Genomic DNA, 18,314 nt, shown 5'->3' with positions numbered 1-18,314 from the left:
CGCCCCCCCCCCCCCCCCCCCCCCCCCCCCCCCCTTCTTTTTTCACTCAGACGCCGCCATACCATATACGAATTCCGCACTCGAGTTCAGACGTTTCCTTTGCGTCGCCGCCACATTTACCTTCGCCACACTTGCCTTCTTTTTTACCTTTTGCGTCACCGCCACATTTGCCTTCACCGCACTTGCCTTCGGCAGCATCTAATTGATAACCTGAAACAAGCTGCTGAAATTCAAACGGGTTTGCTTGTACATCAGCAGATACTAAACTCGCAGAACCCACTACTACTGCACCTAATGTTAATGCGATTGTATTATTTTTTACTGTATTCATTATCTTTGCTCTCTATACTCAATGTGTAAGTCGTTGCAATGTAAATATCGTTTTAAATTGCGTGTATGTTTAAGTAGACCTGTGATGAAATAAAAACTTTCATTTTTATTTTTATTTAATCGAAAAAATTTGCCCCCTGCGCTCTCACTTTAACTATGAGTAACAATTACAGATTTATCAATATGCAATTTACAGGTAAACTAGCGACCTTATTTTTAATAATATAATCGCTTTATGAAACTTGTTTTAGCACCTATGGAAGGTGTTGTAGATTTTAAAATGCGCCAATTACTAACTGACCTTGGCGGGTTTGATTTATGCGTGACCGAATTTGTAAGAGTTGTTCAAGCACGTTTACCTGAAAAAGTATTTTATCGATACTGCCCTGAACTAAATAATAATGGCTATACCCGAGCAGGCACGCCGGTGCGTATACAATTGCTTGGACAAGAAGCTAATCCATTAGCTGAAAACGCAGTGAGAGCGATTGATTTGGGTTCTCATGGTGTTGACCTTAATTTTGGGTGTCCTGCGAAAACAGTTAACCGTAGCCGCGGTGGTGCCGTTTTGCTTAAAGATCCCGAGCATATGTATACCATAATTAAAGCGGTTAGAGATGCGGTAGATTCAAAACATGAAGTCAGTGCAAAAATACGTTTAGGATTTGATGACGACAGTAACAGCCAAGAAATTATTGATGCGGTTGTAAGTGCTGGCGCTAATAGCGTAGCAATTCATGCAAGAACAAAGCGCGATGGATACAACCCGCCTGCATATTGGGAAAAGATACCTCCTATAATAAAAGGTAAAAATATTGCTGTAGTTGCTAATGGTGAAATATGGCAAGTTGAAGACGCAATGCTATGCCAAAAAAGAAGCGGTTGCAGTGACTTAATGCTTGGCAGAGGCGCCCTATCTCATCCTGATTTAGCTAAAAAAATAAAAGCACATGTCAACAATGAGTACTATGAGGGTTTAGAATGGGAGCATGTTCTTTATCACTTAATACACTCAGCTATTCATCATGACCCAGCTAAAGATGAAAAATATTTTGCATCTAGAACTAAACAATGGCTAGGTTATTTAAAGCGTCAATATCCGCAGGCGATAACATTGTTTGATGAAATTCGTAGGTTAAAAACCAAAGAAGACGTATCTGCCGTTTTAAAAAAATATGCAAAAGCACCACAACTTGATTCAAATCATGACAGATAATTAAAAGCAATTAGATAATATCAGTATAACGAGCAGTTAATGTAAAAGGGTTATACTGATAATGAACCACCAAAAGCGCTTACATGATGAACTAACACAAGTTAAATCAAACATACTTGTTATGCTTTCTAAATCGCCCCACCCCGCCCATCAAGGCTTGATCACCACATTAAAGCATACAGCAAATAATGAATGGTTAGATCTTGCTGCAAAAAGGCTCGGCCCTGAGTATGCCAACTTAATTAATCGTATGACTATGTTAGAGGCCGCAGTGAGTCAAATTGATATAGGTCAATACGGCTATTGTTGTGATTGTGAAGAAAAAATTGCAACCGCATTACTTCAAAAAGACCCTGCAACACAGCGCTGTACAAAATGCGCAATTAAGCGGGCATCTAACTAACTTTATAAAGTCTTAGTTATAAGTTTCTATAGCTAATGCCTGAAAACGTATTAGTTTTGAAATTGGTTTAACTGAGGTGCAAAGTTTATGAGGCAGTAGACAAGTAAAAACAGAGCAAAACCTCTGCGCCTTACTCATGATTTATCCCCATTACCTATATTGACTAGAAACAGCTAAACATAAACTTCCCCAAAAGGAACTTAAAAAAGTAACAGGGTATGTTTAGAATATACTTTACGTAATTGCGTATTAAAAAATAAGCATCTACACCTTAAAGTTTTGCCTTGCCATACATTTAGGAAGATAAACAACCCCTGGGTTAATAACAAATCTGACCACAAAAACTAAACGATTGTCCTGGATAAAGAATAATATCTTCAACTAAATATTGCGCGGTTTGTTCTGACACTTTAAGACGCTTTGACAAATTAACTTTAGCCTGATCAATTGTCCATGCGTGGTAATGAATACCTATATCTGTTTCCATCATTGTAAGCATGAGCAACTTGTCCTTATTAGACAATTTTGTATTGCTGGCCATAGCAGGCAAGTCTAAGTAATGTGTTTGCCAGTCAAGTCCATTAATCAATGGCTCTTTAGATAAATATTGCACAACAAATGATTTGGTGTGATTTTGTTTAAATTTGACATTAATAACTGCACTTTCAAGCGCTTTAATTTGTTCGTTAATAATAACAACCCACTCTAAAGGCGAGTTAACCGCGTTGCCATAATAATTGAGTTTACTCTGATACCACTCTGAACCATTAGAAAGCCCTCTTAAACCAACACTCCCTCTAGGCTTATAATTATCCAAATAATTAGAAAAAGCTCTGATATGGCTTTTAATTGCACCTTGTGTAGCCTTGTTTTCGATAGCTTGCGCTACATATTCCTGTAATAAAGAATACTCTAACTTGTTTAGTTTTAGATTACTTTGCTTTGCAATGTCTAACTTAGCTTGTGTAAATTTAAGCCAACTAATAGTTTGCTCAACGGTGCTAGCTGAACGGTTAAATAAACTCATATTATGTAGAACGTCTACTTGGGCTGGCCAAGGAAAAAAACGCTCAGGAAATCGTTCTGCAATAACCAAATAATTAACTTGGGTAATTTGATTAGGTGTTAACTTCATCGTCATCAATTGCTGATAAATAGCGTGACGTTTATCAAGATATTCGTTCGAGTAAACAATGTTTTCTTCTGTAACTTTTTTATTATTTGTTTCCTGACCTAATATCAACACAGTATTTAAAGACTTTAAAGCGCTGCGTGCCTCATCAAAAGAACTAAAACTATCACTCTTATCAGTACAACCAACAAGATTTAAACACAATAACAATGATACAAAAAACGTTTTATACATAGTGATCCTAATAAAAAAAGCCCCAGAGGGGCTTTTTAAAAATTGCTAATGTTAGCTAATATTAAATTTTAACACCGTTGCGAGCGGCTTTATCTTTAATGTAAGTAGACCAACCTTTTGCAAACTTACGTGTGCGTGGGTCGTCCATAGCTTTAACAATAGCAGCATAAGCTTGCTTATACTTGCCTTGGTAGTAATACGCCTCAGCTAAATCTGAATAAATTGTACCTTTTTTGTCAGAGCCAAGCTCTAACGCCTTGTTCAAGCGAACAACGGCAGCACTGAATTTCTCAGATTGTAAAAGTAATGAACCTGCTTTGCGGTAAAGCTCAGCGTCGTCATCAAATTTAGCAGCTTCTTCATAATACTTAGCAGCTTTCTCTATATCTTTAGAGCGATGATAGTTACTTGCAACAGCGTTGACATTTTGTTTAGTACGTTTAACTTTTTCTTCTTTAATTGCCTTTTCAAGCGTTACTGCTGCTTTGTAAGGAATTTCATTTAAAGAGTAAAAGTTAGCAAGTACTTTGTATTCAACTTCGTTTTCAAAGTAACCGTTTTTGAAAGCCACTTCCATTGTTGCAAGACCTTTCTGATATTCTTCGGTTTGTAGGTAATATTTACCTAAACCAACCCAAGCTTTTTTATCATCAGGCCAAACTCTAACAATTTCTTCACCCACTTTAACCATGTTTGCATAATCTTTAGTTTCAAAGTATGCGCCAAGTTTAAGCTGGTAAGGGCCTTTATTAGGCTCTTTTTGAAGAGCTATTGCTTTGTTAGCAGGCTCAAAAACATCACTGAATTGCTCTAGCTGAAAGTTAGCTTGCGCAATACGAGTATATACAGTTGGATCTTCCTCACCTGTGAAGTCCATCCAAGCTGTGTATGCTTTTTTTGCTTCTTTGTATTTCTCAGTACCCGCGTACAAATCACCTAATAACTTAAGTGTTTGTTCATGGTCTGCAAAGTTCAAAATATCAGGCGCTACTGCTAGCTTGCTGTATTTGATTGCATCAGCGTAGTTTTCTTTCTGCGCGTACATGCTACCTAAGTAACGATTTACAGTCGCTTTATCAAACTCATCTGAAGGGTCAATCTCTCTCAGCAATACAATTGCTTCGTCAACTTTTTCTTCGTTATACAAGTCAAATGCTTTAATTACTTTTTTACCAGTACGCTCGCCCATGATCTTAGTTTTTGCTTTCTTACGCTCTTCAATTTTTGCGTAATCTGGCGCCGCTAATACAGATGAACTTAAAGTTGCACCTGACACAGACATAAGAATTGCAAGAGCAGTTACTTTAGATAAATTTCTCATTACTCGCCTCCTTAGCCTTGGTTAAGTTTAAAGTCTAGTTGAACTTGTAAACCAACTTGTTTTTGTGGCTTACCGTCAATAATTTTCGGACGGTATTTCCACTTACGAAGTGCACGTTTAGCTTCACGGTCAAAGATACGTTTAGGCTCAGCGTCGATTACATCAACGTCAATAACCCCACCTAACTCATCAATTGTGAACGAAAGTTGTACCCAACCTTCTTTACCATCACGTGCTGCTTGCGTTGGATATTTTGGTTCAATACGAACGATAGGTGTCGCATCACCATCTCGTCCAAATGCACCCGGACCACTTAGTCCACCAGCAGAACTCCCTACGTCGATGCTTGGCATATTAAATGACATTGCACCTGGGTTAGGATTAGTATCCGGCTGTGGCGGCTGCGGTTTAGGCGGCTGCTTTGGCGGTGGTGGAGGCGGAGGCGGTACACGCTTCCTCTCCTGCACCTTAGATTCAGGCGGATTCGTCATAATTTCGACTATGATCTGCTCTTTTTGTTCCGTATTACGGTCAGCCCCACCAGAGATGAGGTAAGCCATGAAGTAGAACAAGCCGAAAGTAACTGCCCCACCTGCAATCAGTGAAAACAGAAAACGAATCATTACTGATCTCCAGCTATTGAAATTCTTAGGTTATCGCCCGTTGCTTTAATCTGGTCCATAACTTTAACCACTGTGCCGTGTTTTGCTTCTTTATCAGCTTGCAAAATTACAACGTCAGTAGGTTGTTCTGCTAGTAAGCTTTCAATTTTCGCTGAAACACGTTCAACGTCAACTTGCTGCTTATCAATCCAGATTGCGCCATCACTGCGTATAGCAATAAAAATGTTTGCATTTTTTTGCTTCGTAGCTTGGGCAGCTTTAGGTTTATTGACCTCGATACCAGCCTCTTTAACGAACGATGTAGTTACGATAAAGAAAATAAGCATGATAAATACGATGTCAAGCATTGGTGTCATATCTACCGCTGCTTCTTCTTCTTCACGAAAACGTTGTTTACGTGCCATATTTAATTCTCTCTCTAGTGATGAGGCATGCTATCTACAAGTTTGGCTTTCACCATTCTCGCTCTTGCCTCAAGGCGTGAGCTAAAGAAAACTCCAGATAGTGCCGCAACCATTCCAGCCATTGTTGGGATTGTTGCCATTGAAATACCTGATGCCATTAAACGTGCATTACCAGTACCTTGAGTTGCCATGGTTTCAAAAACCGCGATCATACCCGTTACAGTTCCAAGTAAGCCTATTAAAGGACAAACAGCTACTAATGTTTTAATCAACAACATACGCTGATCTAATTTTTCAGACGCTTCAGAAATCCATGCTTCACGGATTCTGTGTGCGTACCAAGACGTAGTGTCTTGGCGGGCATCCCACTTAGCAACAATATCCTTCGTTAAACGAGGAAACTCTGCAAGTAAGAACCAATAGCGCTCAATCATTAAAACCCACATCAGAAAGAGTGCTATCGCGACCACGTATAAAACCTGGCCGCCTGTGCCAACAAAATCCCTGATAGATTCCCATATCTCCATCAGGACTAGCATTAGGCTTTCTCCTTCTCCGCGTGAGTAGCGATGATACCAGCGCTTTGCTCATCAAGGATATGTAATACCGACTTACTACGACCTGCAACAATAGAGTGAAGTAGAATAAGTGGTAGTGCTGCAATTAGACCTAGCGCTGTAGTTACAAGTGCTAGAGAGATGTTACCAGCCATGATCTTCGGATCGCCCGTACCGAACAATGTGATTGTTTGGAACGTTAAAATCATACCGATTACTGTACCTAGTAGACCTAGTAATGGTGCGATAGCAGCAAGGATCTTGATGATGTTGATACCAGCTTCAACACGTGGAGTTTCACGTAAAATAGCTTCATCAAGTTTAAGTTCAAGGTTTTCAACATCTTGAGATTTGTTGTCATGGTACACTTTAAGAATACGACCCAGTGGGTTGTTTGTATTCGGTGTAGACAAGTTCTTAAGTTGTGATTTGATCTTAGAAGTAGTAAGCGCTAAGTCAATGAAACGAACTAAGAAGATTAATAGACCTACAGCAAGTAGTACAGTGATGATATAACCAACTTCAGCACCTTGCTCGTAGTATTCCATTAGCGTTTTCTTCTGCGTATTAATACGTAAGATTGCGCCGCGTGTAGGGTCAATGTAAACGCCCGCGTAGCTATCAGAAGATGTTGCTTCTAGGTTTGAAATGCCATCTAAAATGTAGCTATCAGGTTGTTTACCTAAAGGCTGGATAGACTTTGTTTCTGGCGAGTAGATTAAGTAACCTTCGTCAGCAACTAAGTTAAAGTTACCAATACGAGTGATTTTCTTAACCGCAGTGTTTCCGTCAAGGCCAGCAACTTCAGATTCAAAAGTAGATACTTTTGCTGATTCTGTCATTTCTGTTTGAAGTGAAATCCAAAGCTCTTCTAACTCACGAACTGTTGGAAGTTCTTTAGCTGCTGCTAATGAACGAAGTACTTCAGCACGACCTGGCTTTTCAGCACTTACTAAAGATGCTTCGATAGAACCGATAGCGTCTTGCGCTGCACGACGTACAACACCAAACATCTCACCTAGAGTACCTTGAGCATTTTGAAGAGCTTGCTCTTTTTCCGCTAAAGTGTTTTCGTTTTGTGCGTATTGCTTAGCTAAAGAATCACCACGTGCTTTTTCAGCAGCTAGTTGGCTTTTAGCTTTATTAAGTAAAGATTGCTTGTCAGCACGTTCTGATAAGAACTCTTGCTCACGTTGCTTATTGATCTTACCTTCTGAGATACGCTCTTGCTTAACTTGCTCAAGAATTTTGTCTAAAGCGTCAGTGTTTGCGTGTGCGTTAAGCGCGGTACCTGCAGAAACAGATAGTACTGCTGCAACAGCAAAACCTTTAAATAGTTTCTTCATTATTGATTACTCCGCGCCAAAGATTGGTAGTTTAACAAGTTCTAGTGTCGCTTGCTTACGTGCCATGCGGATCACTTCTTTAACAGGTTTTAGGTATTCTTCACCTAATTTTTTCCACTGTTTAGTGTTGTTATCCCACACCCAAGCATGTTTCAAGTCAAAAGACTGAGCAACATAAGTAATACGACCTAAACGACCGATATCTACGTTGATATTTTTGCCATCAATTTCAAGCGTACCTTGAGAAGCAGTTACTGCAGAGCTGTAAGCTGTTTCAACTGTGTATGCTTCAAGAACTTGACGGAATTTTTCAGACGTAGTAACAGAGGCAGATGCCATGATGTCACGAAGTCTTTCAACACGGCCTAGACGCGTTTCAAGATTGAATGGAACGTCCGCTTTGATGAATTGCTCAAGCGTATCGATCATGCGATACATCAAAGGCACAACGTTTTGTTTAGTGTTATCGATAGTCGCGATTTGACGATCGAACGACTCAATCGATGCATTTTGGTCAGCGACCAAACGTGCAACGTGATCGTTATACACTTTCATAAGTTCAGTCTCATCAACGATGCTACGGTACTCAGCGATTAGCTCTTGAGTTTGACCATATACATTGTCAATTTTAGTTTGAGACTTAACAGCAGCCTTTTGAATTTGTTGACCTGCTTTTTGCACGTCATTCAAAGGATCTGCAATCACATTGCTGCTTGCAAATGCAAAAGCGCCAACCAACGCTGTTGCTACAAGACTCTTTCTGATTTTAACAGACATAGTTCCCAACCAATTAAGTAATGTTACTTTTATAATTTAATTATCCTCCGAGGAGAACAACCCTGATATCTTTTAATAGATATCAACCTTTCAATAATGCTAAATGCAATAAGCGCTGTCAACTTGATGTTAGGTGTAATTAGCAAATAAATCACCTGCCGATGGACTACATTAAAGTAGCACCAATAAAATGTTAACATTATTGCAACCAACTGTATTATCAACAATCCTAGCAAACCCCAATAAGGTTGATGTTTAACTGGATAGACCTCTAAACAAACAACATAAATGCAACATTTAGTTCAAACTAGATGTATGTAAAAAAAAAATAAAAACATTTAAAAAAAACTCTTTTAGGGGCTCTATTTGACGGTTTTTTATCATTTTTAAGCACTTTAACTCAAAAAAGGAACGGTTTAACGCACAAAAATCAAACGTTACACATATTGAAAGTTGTAAAGCTAATAGAAGGATTTCAATATTGAATTTGTGAAGGTTTTTTGATACTCAAAAACTATAAGCAACGTTCTAAACTGATAGACAAAATAAAGTCTCATTAATGGCTTGGGCACAATCAAAATTAAAAAAGCTTACTTTAGTTAATTATTCTTATGATGTTCAAACCGAGCCTTGTCTAAGTTCACTATATGTTACTTCTTAGCTCACTATCCAAACTCTAGGCTTTGTCGTTTATCCATATAATCCAGTTTGAGGCTGAGTTTTGTAAATATTAATACTTCTAAAACTTGCAAGTTAACCTAGAAGGATTATGAAAATATTAGAAATTTATAGGCAGCACAAAATTAATAATACATAGAATTCTGCTTAGCGTGTTTAATTAAAATTAGGTTTTATAGCAAGATTAAACCACATAATGGTCTTTTGGAGTTTAGATATAATAAATGAGCGCTATTAATGATTGGAGGTATTGAGCTTTCTGCGTATATGAATGGTTTTAAGGGATAATGGTGAAACAGAGACCTGCTTCACCAAGATGAACATGAGTTCACATAATTAAAATTATGCTGCTTCAACGTTCTCAGCTTCAGGGCCTTTTTGACCTTGTTTGATGCTGAATGTCACTGCTTGACCTTCGCTAAGAGTGCGAAAACCAGAACCAGAGATTGCGCTGAAGTGTACAAACACGTCAGGACCGTTTTCTTGTTCAATGAAACCAAAGCCTTTAGCTTCGTTGAAAAACTTTACTTTACCAGAAACCGACATACTAAATTTTCCTGTAAGTCAATAATTAAAAATTCTGCCACGTTATTGTGGCAATAGCCTCCTTGAGTCAATGCTCATAAAAATAGAGGTATAGTACAGGAACAAGTAATAACCTAACTGGTAACCTTAAACGCAGCACAATATCCGTAAATTCAATTCATAAAAACTCAAAGCAAAGTAAGATTAACACATTCTATTTTTTTTCGCTCTATTAATTGAAAATAATTTCTAAAAAAACTTACTCCGTGATTAAAAACAGGTAAGGCATTGATTAAAATAAATAAAAATAAAATATTATTGTAATATTTATTATGAAATCCTAATAAAAATACAGCGATTGTTAACCCTTCACAGGCTAATCTCTGTTCATACTAAAACAAACAAGAAATAATGATTAAGTAACAAGCCAATTTACACCTTTTCATACAAGCCTTGAGCCTAAATATTTACATGCAAAAAAGCCGCTTAAGTAAGCGGCTTTGATTTCAAATACTTAATTTTACTTTAAAACAGCCCAATCAATTACAGATTCAGCTTTTATCGGTACGACTTCAGAATCACCAAGCGTATAACTTGCAGGCACAGTCCAAGGAGACTTTTGCAGTGTAATTGTATCGCTATTACGCGCTAAACCATAAAAGTCTGGCCCAAAGTGGCTTGCAAAGCCCTCTAGCTTATCTAATGCACCAGCTTCTTCAAATGCTTCTGCGTAAAGCTCAATAGCAGCATGAGCCGTGTAAGCCCCTGCGCAACCGCACGCAGCTTCTTTCTTATCTTTATAATGAGGCGCTGAGTCAGTACCTAAAAAGAACTTTTTACTGCCACTCGTAGCTGCAGCCATAAGTGCTTGCTGGTGAATATTACGTTTGAGTATAGGCAAACAGTAATAATGAGGACGAATCCCCCCTGCTAACATGTGGTTTCGATTATACAGTAAATGGTGGGCAGTAATCGTTGCAGCAACATTACTTGGCGCATTATTGACAAAATCAACCGCATCTTTTGTTGTTATATGCTCAAGTACTATTTTAAGCTCTGGAAAGTCATTAACGACATCACCTAGAATCGTATCTAAAAACACTTTTTCTCTGTCAAAAATATCAATTGAAGAATCCGTCACTTCACCATGTACAAGCAAAAGCATACCAACATCTTGCATAGCGCTAAGCACTGAATATATATTTTTGACGGACGTTACACCAGAATCAGAGTTGGTTGTCGCGCCGGCAGGGTAAAGTTTAGCAGCAAATACTTTGCCAGATGCCTTAGCCTTAATTATTTCTTCAGGTGTTGTCTTATCAGTAAGGTATAGCACCATCAAAGGCTCAAAGTTACCTTGTGGCTTAGCAGCCATTATACGTTCTCTGTAAGCTAAAGCGGTATCCGTGCAGGTCGCTGGAGGAACCAAATTTGGCATTATAATAGCGCGCCCCATATAGCGGCTAATATCGCGCACAGTGTCTTTAAGCTGATCACCATCGCGTAAATGCACATGCCAATCGTCAGGTCGGGTAATTGTTAACGTTTTTACAGAGTTTGTATTATTACTGGTCATCACTTCATTCCACAGCTGAATTTATGTGATCATAGGCATATGATGTTTTCGAGTAAAGATTTTATTCATATAATCGGCTACTAAATTGCCCTATTTTATTTACAGCTTTGTTAAAACGTTTATCGTTTTATTTTGTAGAACAGTTGATATTAGGTTAACTTAATGTGGTGTTTATAAAAAAAGAATAATAAATTTTGCCTATGTCGAACAGTATCGATACCTCTAAAGCGCTTGAAGTAAAAACAGATCAGCTAAGTATCATAAATCAGTTTTCATCAAGCCTATTACAGCTAGACACCTTAGATGAGCTATTTGAATATGTAACGACCCAAGTTGTAAATCGCCTTGGGTTTGTTGACTGTGTTATTTATCTCGCTGATGAATCAGCCTCTAAACTGAACCTTGTTGCTTCTATGGGAATCGATCGCCAAAGATATAAGTACAAAGCCCAACGAAAAGTAATTGATTTTAATGAAGGTATATCAGGTTTTGTTGCAACAACAAAAAAAGCAATAATTTTAGGCGATGTCACAAAGGATAGCCGTTATATTGCAGACGAACGCCCTGCTCAATCAGAGCTTTGTGTACCTCTTGTATACAAAGACCGCATTCTAGGTGTTATTGATTGTGAACACCCAGCTATGAACTACTTTACTAATGCACACCTTGAAATATTAACAACAGTGGCACACCTTTTAAGCGCTAAAATAAACCAAGTTAACATGGTAAATAGCCTGCAATCGACTGTTGAGCAGTTAAATGACGCGCAAAAGCTTGAAAATAGTCTTCTTCAAATAGCCAACTTAACCTATAAAGCCAGTGACTTAGATACATTTTTCGAATCTTTGCACACTATTATTAATAGCTTACTAAGGGCTGATAACTTTTTTATTGGCCTTTACGATAAACAAATCGACATCCTTGATATTGTTTACATTGTTGAAGCTGGAATACAAACAAACACACATCAAAAAATCTCTAAAGAACAACTTAAAGACACCGCGTCTTACTTTTTATTGCAAACTGACCAAGCGATGTTATTAACAAAACAAGACTACATTGATCATATAGAGCAAGGTCATTTTAAATTAATTGGTCGTCAAGCCGAATCTTGGCTAGGTGTACCATTTAAAGCCAATAAACGTATGAGTGGTGTCATTGTTGTGCAAAGTTATCATGAGGCACATCATTATAATGAGCACGATAGTGCTTTGCTTACCTATGTAAGCAGGCAAATAAGTATGGCAATAGATAGGCAGTTAGCTAGGCAGGAGCTTGAACATAAAGCTTTACATGATGGATTAACCGGGCTTGCTAATCGTTCATTACTTATTGAACGAATAAAGCATGCAATTTTGCGCTTAACGCGTGTAAAAAAAGGCACTGTTCATGCCCTACTTTATTTAGATTTTGACCGCTTTAAAAGTATCAATGATGCGCTCGGCCACGAAGTTGGCGATCACTTTTTAATTAAAATTTGTGAGTTGATCAAAGGTACAGTTCGTAACACCGACACTTTTTCACGCTTGGGTGGCGACGAGTTTGCTATTTTAATGGAAAACATTACTCATCGTAATCAAGTTAAAGAGGCACTAGGGCGCATAAAAGAAGCACTTTCTAAACCAATAAATGTTGATGGCCATTTATTGCAAGCCTCTACCAGCATAGGTATTGCCTATACTGATAATGTTGACGATAAAGCATACCTGTTACTGCAACAAGCAGACGCCGCTATGTACGAGGCTAAATCAACAGGCCGTGGACAAGTTAAGTTTTTTAACAACACAATGAGAAAAAAGCTTAAAACACACGCCGACATAGAAAACGACCTACAGCACGGTATTGAACACAACGAATTTGAACTCTACTTTCAGCCAATTTTTACAATCTTAGATAACCACGTTATTGGCTTTGAAGCACTTGTTCGTTGGCACCACCCTAAAAAAGGGTTTGTTTCACCTAATGACTTTATTCCTATCGCTGAAAAAACAGGCCAAATAATCAACCTGGATTTACATCTACTCGACTTAGCTGCACAGCATATTTCAAAGTGGCACCAACAAGGTCATCGTTTCTTAAAAGTGACAGTAAATGTATCATCGCGTCATTTTGCAAGCCAAGATTTTGTAGCTCAGGTCCACGCTATATATAACAAATACCAATTGCCTTTGGGGTCTTTGTGTTTAGAAATAACCGAATCTGGATTAATAGAAAACTTAGAGCTCGCCACACAAATTATCGAAGGGCTCTCACCTCTAAAAGTAAAACTATGTCTTGATGATTTTGGAACAGGTTACTCTGCACTAGGCTACTTACACCAGCTGCCCATTCATATTCTGAAGATCGATAAAAGCTTCATCGATCATGTACAAGATTCAACAAATCCCTTGGTTGAGGCTATTTTGTCACTTGCTAAGTCGTTAAAACTTGAAGTTGTTGCTGAAGGAATTGAAACCACCGGACAGCTAGAGACTTTGCAAACTACGCATTGTGAATACGGACAAGGTTATTTAATGTCAAAACCAGTACCAGCAAAAGAAGCTATATTACTAATTAATCAACCACTTTAGCCCCACATCTGTAAAGTTAAGGCTTGGGGCACTTAGAGCGCGGCGCGAGGTATATAACCTAGTGGGGTAAATAAATACCCAGCAACAAAGAGCAAATAGCCCCAAAAATAACCCAAAGGGCAGCATGCGTTTGGGTTTGTTCTTCGTTATTGCCTATTTATTAGGAATGACCACAATACATAAATTATGTTTGCCTGCATGACAAACTGACAGCTGTAAAGTCAATCACCAAAGATCAACCTTCATATACTCCAAAGTATTTTTATTTTCTCCAAAGGTCACTACTTTTCTATCTATTAGCGTTAGTTAACTAAGCGAGTTAAAAAGTTTTTTATACCAGCCCCTTTACCTTTAAACATGAAGTAAATTAATACAAGCAGTATAAAATCGGCTGGATCTAGTTACTTACGCTAAACTATAAAAACATTAATCAGTAAAACTATATTTATTAGCTTAATTTAGACGTCTAGACGTTGAAACGTTTTTTATATAAGCGTAGTATTGAAAAATAATGAGCACTACTCAAATTTTCCATGAGAATTATTAAAGATGATTGGTATAAAACACTTAAAAACTATTGCAACCCTTAAAGAAACCGGTTCATTAGTGAATACTGCCCGCGAATTATTCTTAACTCAGTCGGCTTTATCACATCAAATTAAAGACTTGGAAAACAAGTTAGACTGCCAGCTGTTTGAACGCAAAACGCAGCCTGTGCGTTTTACCCCGCAAGGCATGTTATTGCTTGAGTTAGCCCACGAAATACTGCCGAAAATTGAAGCAACTAAATGTCGTTTAAAAGAGAGCCTTAATCAGCCAATTTCACAATTACGCTTAAGTGTTGAATGCCATGCTTGTTTTCACTGGCTACTTCCAACAATTAAAGATTTTAATAACTTTTGGCCAGATATAAAAATTGATTATGAACGTGGTTTTAGTTATGACGCAATTCCAGACTTACTTAACGATGAATTAGACCTAGTACTCACATCAGACATTCGTGAACCCGATAAGCTAGAGTATGCCCATTTATTCGACTTTAAGTTAAAATTAATTGTTGCACCTGATCACGATCTTGCTAAAAAAGCATACGTTACAGCGTTGGACTTAAAGAATGAAACCATTATTTCTTACCCTATTCCGCGCGAACGCCAAGATATATTTAAACATTTCATTCAAAATGCACGTTTTGACGGGACGTTAAAAAACGTAGATCAAGGACTACTAATTTTTCAGCTAGTCAGTGCTGGAATGGGTGTAGCTGCATTACCTGATTGGTTGGTTACACCATATGAAAGCCAAGGACTCATCAAATCGATTCCACTAGGTGCGCTAGGTTTAACTCGACCAATGTACTTAGCGATGAAAAAAGATATGAAAGATAACCCTGTATATCGCCACTTTTTAAATACGTGTAAGTTAAATAACGGTCGATAAACTACTCATTAATGAGTAACATAACTTAAATTATAGCTTTTATGTTGCTCATTATGTTCGCTTTGAAAAAGTTACTTGGCGGCTTGCTTATGCCGCTCCCTTTAATTGGTCTTTTTACACTTATAGCTTTGTTTTTGGCATTCAAGGGGCGCAAATTTTCTTTAGTAATTGCATTTTTTGGACTTTCAACATTGTTGGCAATCAGTACACCATTTGTTGCTAACCAAATTTTAAAAAACAACGAGCCAACAAGCCTTTCTTTTCACCCTTCAAAACACCCAGAATTAGACAAAATAGTTGTGCTTGGGTGCGATATAAATCCTAACTCTGTCTTAAGTGCTAATAACCAATTAGGTAATTGCGCGCTAACCAGACTAGTTGAAGGAGTCAAACTCGCTAAGTACTACCCAAAATCACAGCTTATTGTTTCTGGCGGCGGTTATGAGAATATTACTAACAGCAGCTTGATGTATCAAACTGCCATTGAGTTAGGCATTAATAAAAATAGGCTTTTGCAAAACCCAAAGGCAATGGATACAGCGCAAGAAGCTGCGCTACTAGCGCCTAAGCTAGTTGATTTTAAGGTAGCGTTAGTAACTTCGGTACTGCATATGCCCAGAGCCCAGGACTTGTTTTCGGCCCAAGGTGTAACAAGCATTCCTGCAGCAACTGACTTTCACAATTTTGCAGCGCTTCCTTTTCATAAACAGCTCGTTCCAAATGCGCAAGCACTACTAGCCGTAACGCAATACAGCCATGAAGTTATAGGAACAACGTGGATAAAAGTCCGTCGATGGCTAGACCCTGAGGCACTTTAAACAACTTGCAAAAAGCCACCTGCTAACTCGTAAATTTGATTTGTTTACAATGAATGTTTGTCGAGCAAGAAAATAAAATATCAATACTTTAAGATATGTGGGTAAAGCTCTTCACTAGATTTTTTGTTAAACAATAACGTCACTTTACTGTCGTTGTTTTGTAGGTGGGTGTTTTGTCCAAAGCCGATAGAGTATAACTAAAAATATCCCTAACAATAATATACTCAGTGCGGTTAAGCTCTCTACACCTATAGACTCAAATGTAGCTCCAAAAGTATAGCCTCCGCCAACTAAAATAATGACCCATAAAGCAGCTGAACAGGCATTTAAGGTGCTAAATAGGGGCCAAGATATATCGGTTAGCCCTACAGGGAGCGCTCCAATTGTGCGCATACCTTTGGGGTATCGATATAAAAAAATGTAAGCCATGCCGTAACGGTTAGCAAGCGCACTCGCTGTTTTAAATAGTTGACCAATTTTATTGGGCTTTTCAAGCCATGAAGTGCCATAAGCTCTTGCAAGAGCAAATCGTATCTCATCGCCAATATACCCTCCCATAAAAGTAGCTAAAATAACTAATTTAATATCAAGTGCGCCGATTTGAGCAGCATAACCTGCAAATAAAGGTAACCAGCCGCTTTTTAATGCACAATACCCAAAGAGCAACAGGTAAACAAATAAGCCGTACTGCTCAAGTAGAGCTAAAACACCTTCCATTGCGGTCCTTATAAGGTCATTTTTAATAAAACTAAAAATATATAACGAGTTAAGTAATTTAAAAGATCTTTATGAGAGACCAAACCACTTACCTTACTTTTACAACCGGTTTATTTTATTCGCTTTCATTTAGGTAATGTATGTAAAAAAAGCGTGTCTATTTCCCTTGCTCTGAACACTCTCAATTTATACTCAACTCACTAGACAACAAATTTAAACACGCCCTCACTTCAATATAAGTAAATAAAGTCTATTAGAGCAGCGCTTGTACACTATCCGTTGTCGCCCCTATTTAACTGGCGTTAAATTCAAGGCTTTTAATATTTAAAATATAACGAGTACTAAAATTAATAATCTTAAATATCACAGTACCTTAAACAGGATTATCAATATCAATAAAGCTAACCTCAAAACCGTACTCCAGAGCAAGTAGCTCGCCCAGAGCTTTTATACCGTAGCGTTCGGTTGCATGATGCCCTGCTGCAAAAAAATCAATATTTTGTTCTCGTGAACTATGAATAGTTTGCTCAGACGCTTCACCTGTTAAATAAGCGTCAATACCTTGCTCCGCAGCTAAATCAATATAACCTTGACCTCCACCAGTACACAGCGCAATAGTTTGTATTTTACTTGAACGAACTAAGCTTGTGAGGGGTTCTCGATTAAGCACCTTAGCTATTTTTGATGCAAATTCATCTCCACTTAGCGCTGTTTTAAGGCGCCCTTTCACGGCTACACTGTTAGCAACAGGCTCAAGCCCTTCTTGAATTTCAATATCTAATAATTTTGCAAGCTGCGCGTTATTACCAATCTCTGGGTGAATATCTAAAGGGAGGTGATAAGCAAATAAATTAATATCGTTAGCCAATAAGGCGCCTATTCTCCGCTTTTTCATCCCGGTAATAGGTTGAGACTCGCCTTTCCAAAAATAACCATGATGGACCAAGATAGCGTCTGCTTGCTCATCAATTGCAGCGTCAATTAATGCTTGGCTCGCTGTTACTCCGGTAACAATTTTTTTTATTTCATTTTTACCTTCAACTTGTAATCCATTTGGGCAAAAATCCTTAATATTATGAGGCTTTAAAATATCATTTAATAATTGGTTAAATTCTTGACGTTGCATACGCGTAACCTTACTTTGCACTGAATTTTGTGCAAATTTTGGCGTTTATTGCTTTAAAATGGAAGGAAAATCGCAAAAAATTGAAAAACTGATTCAAAATAGGTATAAATAGCTTCTCTTTATCTGTGTTCACAACGTATAGGGTCTCTGATGAGCAAACTAGACAAAACAGAAGTACTATCTGCCTTTGAAGCAGCGTATGAAGCTGCTAATGGTAAAAAACCTGAAATTACAACTAAACCAGGCTGGTACAGCATCGATGGCGGAAAAAACTTACGCCTAGCTGACGTAGCTGAGCTAACTAAAGAATTAAGCAGTGGTGAAGCAACACCGGCACCTGTTGAAAAAGCGCCAGCTAAAAAAACTAAAACCAAAAAAGCTGCGCCTGTTACCGCTCAGAAAAAAGCGCCATTCACTGTGGTTACACAAAGTGAAGATGGTTACACCGCTGAAGAATTGTGGATTGTAATCCTAGCGCGTAAAGATCATGACTGTCGCCTACCGCGCGGTGTTGTTTAATCAAC

The 18,314-nt window shown here is 38.1% G+C and carries 17 protein-coding genes and 1 pseudogene; 6 read left to right on the top strand and 12 right to left on the bottom strand.

From position 1 onward, the window contains the following. Nucleotides 1-73: 73 nt before the first annotated feature. Nucleotides 74-331, bottom strand: a pseudogene (locus tag CWB65_RS07850) (HvfA family oxazolone/thioamide-modified RiPP metallophore); the annotation flags it as partial. A 234-nt stretch (nt 332-565) separates the two neighbouring features. Between CWB65_RS07850 and CWB65_RS07845 the strand changes: the two are divergent. Both CWB65_RS07845 and CWB65_RS07840 read left to right on the top strand, forming a co-directional pair. Then, on the top strand, nt 566-1,546 hold the full coding sequence (locus CWB65_RS07845) for a tRNA-dihydrouridine synthase (protein WP_138740347.1): 981 nt from the start codon (nt 566-568) through the stop codon (nt 1,544-1,546). A gap of 61 nt (nt 1,547-1,607) precedes the next feature. Continuing rightward, entirely contained in the window at nt 1,608-1,949 is a 342-nt protein-coding gene (locus CWB65_RS07840; RefSeq protein ID WP_006792388.1) for a TraR/DksA C4-type zinc finger protein, read from the top strand. Nucleotides 1,950-2,268: 319 nt separating this feature from the next. Here the strand turns inward: CWB65_RS07840 and CWB65_RS07835 are convergent, their stop codons facing one another. From CWB65_RS07835 to pyrC, 9 genes are all read right to left on the bottom strand, one after another. Next, complete coding sequence (locus CWB65_RS07835) at nt 2,269-3,315, bottom strand: hypothetical protein (protein WP_138740346.1); 1,047 nt, start codon at nt 3,313-3,315, stop codon at nt 2,269-2,271. A gap of 61 nt (nt 3,316-3,376) precedes the next feature. Then, the gene (locus CWB65_RS07830; RefSeq protein ID WP_138740345.1) at nt 3,377-4,636 is read right to left on the bottom strand and encodes a tetratricopeptide repeat protein; all 1,260 of its coding nucleotides are present in this window, start codon (nt 4,634-4,636) and stop codon (nt 3,377-3,379) included. An 11-nt stretch (nt 4,637-4,647) separates the two neighbouring features. Then, entirely contained in the window at nt 4,648-5,259 is a 612-nt protein-coding gene (locus tag CWB65_RS07825; RefSeq protein WP_010557583.1) for an energy transducer TonB, read from the bottom strand. Further along, complete coding sequence (locus CWB65_RS07820; protein ID WP_006792384.1) at nt 5,259-5,663, bottom strand: ExbD/TolR family protein; 405 nt, start codon at nt 5,661-5,663, stop codon at nt 5,259-5,261. The genes CWB65_RS07825 and CWB65_RS07820 overlap by 1 nt, the downstream gene beginning before the upstream one ends. Before the next feature lie 14 nt (nt 5,664-5,677). Next, nucleotides 5,678-6,202, bottom strand: a complete 525-nt coding sequence (locus tag CWB65_RS07815) for a MotA/TolQ/ExbB proton channel family protein (protein WP_004588135.1) — start codon at nt 6,200-6,202, stop codon at nt 5,678-5,680. Then, a complete protein-coding gene (locus CWB65_RS07810) occupies nt 6,202-7,566 on the bottom strand; it encodes a MotA/TolQ/ExbB proton channel family protein (RefSeq protein ID WP_006792382.1) in 1,365 nt (454 codons plus the stop codon). Before CWB65_RS07810 ends, CWB65_RS07815 begins: the two co-directional genes overlap by 1 nt. Nucleotides 7,567-7,572: 6 nt before the next feature. Then, nucleotides 7,573-8,343 (bottom strand): DUF3450 domain-containing protein, encoded by a 771-nt coding sequence (locus CWB65_RS07805; RefSeq protein WP_006792381.1) that lies wholly within the window; start codon nt 8,341-8,343, stop codon nt 7,573-7,575. 1,020 nt (nt 8,344-9,363) lie between these two features. Next, on the bottom strand, nt 9,364-9,567 hold the full coding sequence (locus CWB65_RS07800) for a cold-shock protein (RefSeq protein ID WP_006792379.1): 204 nt from the start codon (nt 9,565-9,567) through the stop codon (nt 9,364-9,366). A gap of 499 nt (nt 9,568-10,066) precedes the next feature. After that, nucleotides 10,067-11,122, bottom strand: a complete 1,056-nt coding sequence (gene pyrC / locus CWB65_RS07795) for a dihydroorotase (protein WP_039036737.1) — start codon at nt 11,120-11,122, stop codon at nt 10,067-10,069. A 200-nt stretch (nt 11,123-11,322) separates the two neighbouring features. On the opposite strand from pyrC, the gene CWB65_RS07790 reads away from it, so the two are divergent. The 3 genes from CWB65_RS07790 (at nt 11,323) to CWB65_RS07780 (ending at nt 15,947) form a co-directional block, all read left to right on the top strand. Beyond that, a complete protein-coding gene (locus CWB65_RS07790) occupies nt 11,323-13,692 on the top strand; it encodes a bifunctional diguanylate cyclase/phosphodiesterase (protein WP_138740344.1) in 2,370 nt (789 codons plus the stop codon). A 549-nt stretch (nt 13,693-14,241) separates the two neighbouring features. Beyond that, nucleotides 14,242-15,129 carry a LysR family transcriptional regulator gene (locus CWB65_RS07785; protein WP_006792376.1) on the top strand — a complete coding sequence of 296 codons (888 nt, stop codon included), beginning with the start codon at nt 14,242-14,244 and terminating at the stop codon, nt 15,127-15,129. Nucleotides 15,130-15,170: 41 nt separating this feature from the next. Beyond that, nucleotides 15,171-15,947, top strand: coding sequence for a YdcF family protein (locus CWB65_RS07780; RefSeq protein ID WP_008127994.1), 777 nt, complete (start codon nt 15,171-15,173; stop codon nt 15,945-15,947). Nucleotides 15,948-16,091: 144 nt separating this feature from the next. Here the strand turns inward: CWB65_RS07780 and CWB65_RS07775 are convergent, their stop codons facing one another. Continuing rightward, nucleotides 16,092-16,664 (bottom strand): DedA family protein, encoded by a 573-nt coding sequence (locus CWB65_RS07775; protein WP_138740343.1) that lies wholly within the window; start codon nt 16,662-16,664, stop codon nt 16,092-16,094. Nucleotides 16,665-17,037: 373 nt separating this feature from the next. After that, nucleotides 17,038-17,790, bottom strand: coding sequence for a Nif3-like dinuclear metal center hexameric protein (locus tag CWB65_RS07770; protein WP_138740342.1), 753 nt, complete (start codon nt 17,788-17,790; stop codon nt 17,038-17,040). A 150-nt stretch (nt 17,791-17,940) separates the two neighbouring features. Here CWB65_RS07770 and CWB65_RS07765 point away from each other — a divergent pair, with 150 nt between their 5' ends. Continuing rightward, entirely contained in the window at nt 17,941-18,309 is a 369-nt protein-coding gene (locus CWB65_RS07765) for a hypothetical protein (RefSeq protein WP_138740341.1), read from the top strand. Nucleotides 18,310-18,314: the final 5 nt, after the last annotated feature.

Source organism: Pseudoalteromonas sp. S554 (genome assembly GCF_005930865.1).
Lineage (GTDB): Bacteria > Pseudomonadota > Gammaproteobacteria > Enterobacterales > Alteromonadaceae > Pseudoalteromonas > Pseudoalteromonas marina.
This window is presented reverse-complemented; position numbering and strand designations above follow the sequence as displayed.

Bases quoted from the DNA above. Each gene is read 5' to 3' on its own strand.
- CWB65_RS07845 (WP_138740347.1), top strand. From the start codon at position 566: ATGAAACTTGTTTTAGCACCTATGGAAGGTGTTGTAGATTTTAAAATG.
- CWB65_RS07840 (WP_006792388.1), top strand. From the start codon at position 1,608: ATGAACCACCAAAAGCGCTTACATGATGAACTAACACAAGTTAAATCA.
- CWB65_RS07835 (WP_138740346.1), bottom strand. From the start codon at position 3,315: ATGTATAAAACGTTTTTTGTATCATTGTTATTGTGTTTAAATCTTGTT.
- CWB65_RS07830 (WP_138740345.1), bottom strand. From the start codon at position 4,636: ATGAGAAATTTATCTAAAGTAACTGCTCTTGCAATTCTTATGTCTGTG.
- CWB65_RS07825 (WP_010557583.1), bottom strand. From the start codon at position 5,259: ATGATTCGTTTTCTGTTTTCACTGATTGCAGGTGGGGCAGTTACTTTC.
- CWB65_RS07820 (WP_006792384.1), bottom strand. From the start codon at position 5,663: ATGGCACGTAAACAACGTTTTCGTGAAGAAGAAGAAGCAGCGGTAGAT.
- CWB65_RS07815 (WP_004588135.1), bottom strand. From the start codon at position 6,202: ATGCTAGTCCTGATGGAGATATGGGAATCTATCAGGGATTTTGTTGGC.
- CWB65_RS07810 (WP_006792382.1), bottom strand. From the start codon at position 7,566: ATGAAGAAACTATTTAAAGGTTTTGCTGTTGCAGCAGTACTATCTGTT.
- CWB65_RS07805 (WP_006792381.1), bottom strand. From the start codon at position 8,343: ATGTCTGTTAAAATCAGAAAGAGTCTTGTAGCAACAGCGTTGGTTGGC.
- CWB65_RS07800 (WP_006792379.1), bottom strand. From the start codon at position 9,567: ATGTCGGTTTCTGGTAAAGTAAAGTTTTTCAACGAAGCTAAAGGCTTT.
- pyrC (WP_039036737.1), bottom strand. From the start codon at position 11,122: ATGACCAGTAATAATACAAACTCTGTAAAAACGTTAACAATTACCCGA.
- CWB65_RS07790 (WP_138740344.1), top strand. From the start codon at position 11,323: ATGTCGAACAGTATCGATACCTCTAAAGCGCTTGAAGTAAAAACAGAT.
- CWB65_RS07785 (WP_006792376.1), top strand. From the start codon at position 14,242: ATGATTGGTATAAAACACTTAAAAACTATTGCAACCCTTAAAGAAACC.
- CWB65_RS07780 (WP_008127994.1), top strand. From the start codon at position 15,171: ATGTTGCTCATTATGTTCGCTTTGAAAAAGTTACTTGGCGGCTTGCTT.
- CWB65_RS07775 (WP_138740343.1), bottom strand. From the start codon at position 16,664: ATGGAAGGTGTTTTAGCTCTACTTGAGCAGTACGGCTTATTTGTTTAC.
- CWB65_RS07770 (WP_138740342.1), bottom strand. From the start codon at position 17,790: ATGCAACGTCAAGAATTTAACCAATTATTAAATGATATTTTAAAGCCT.
- CWB65_RS07765 (WP_138740341.1), top strand. From the start codon at position 17,941: ATGAGCAAACTAGACAAAACAGAAGTACTATCTGCCTTTGAAGCAGCG.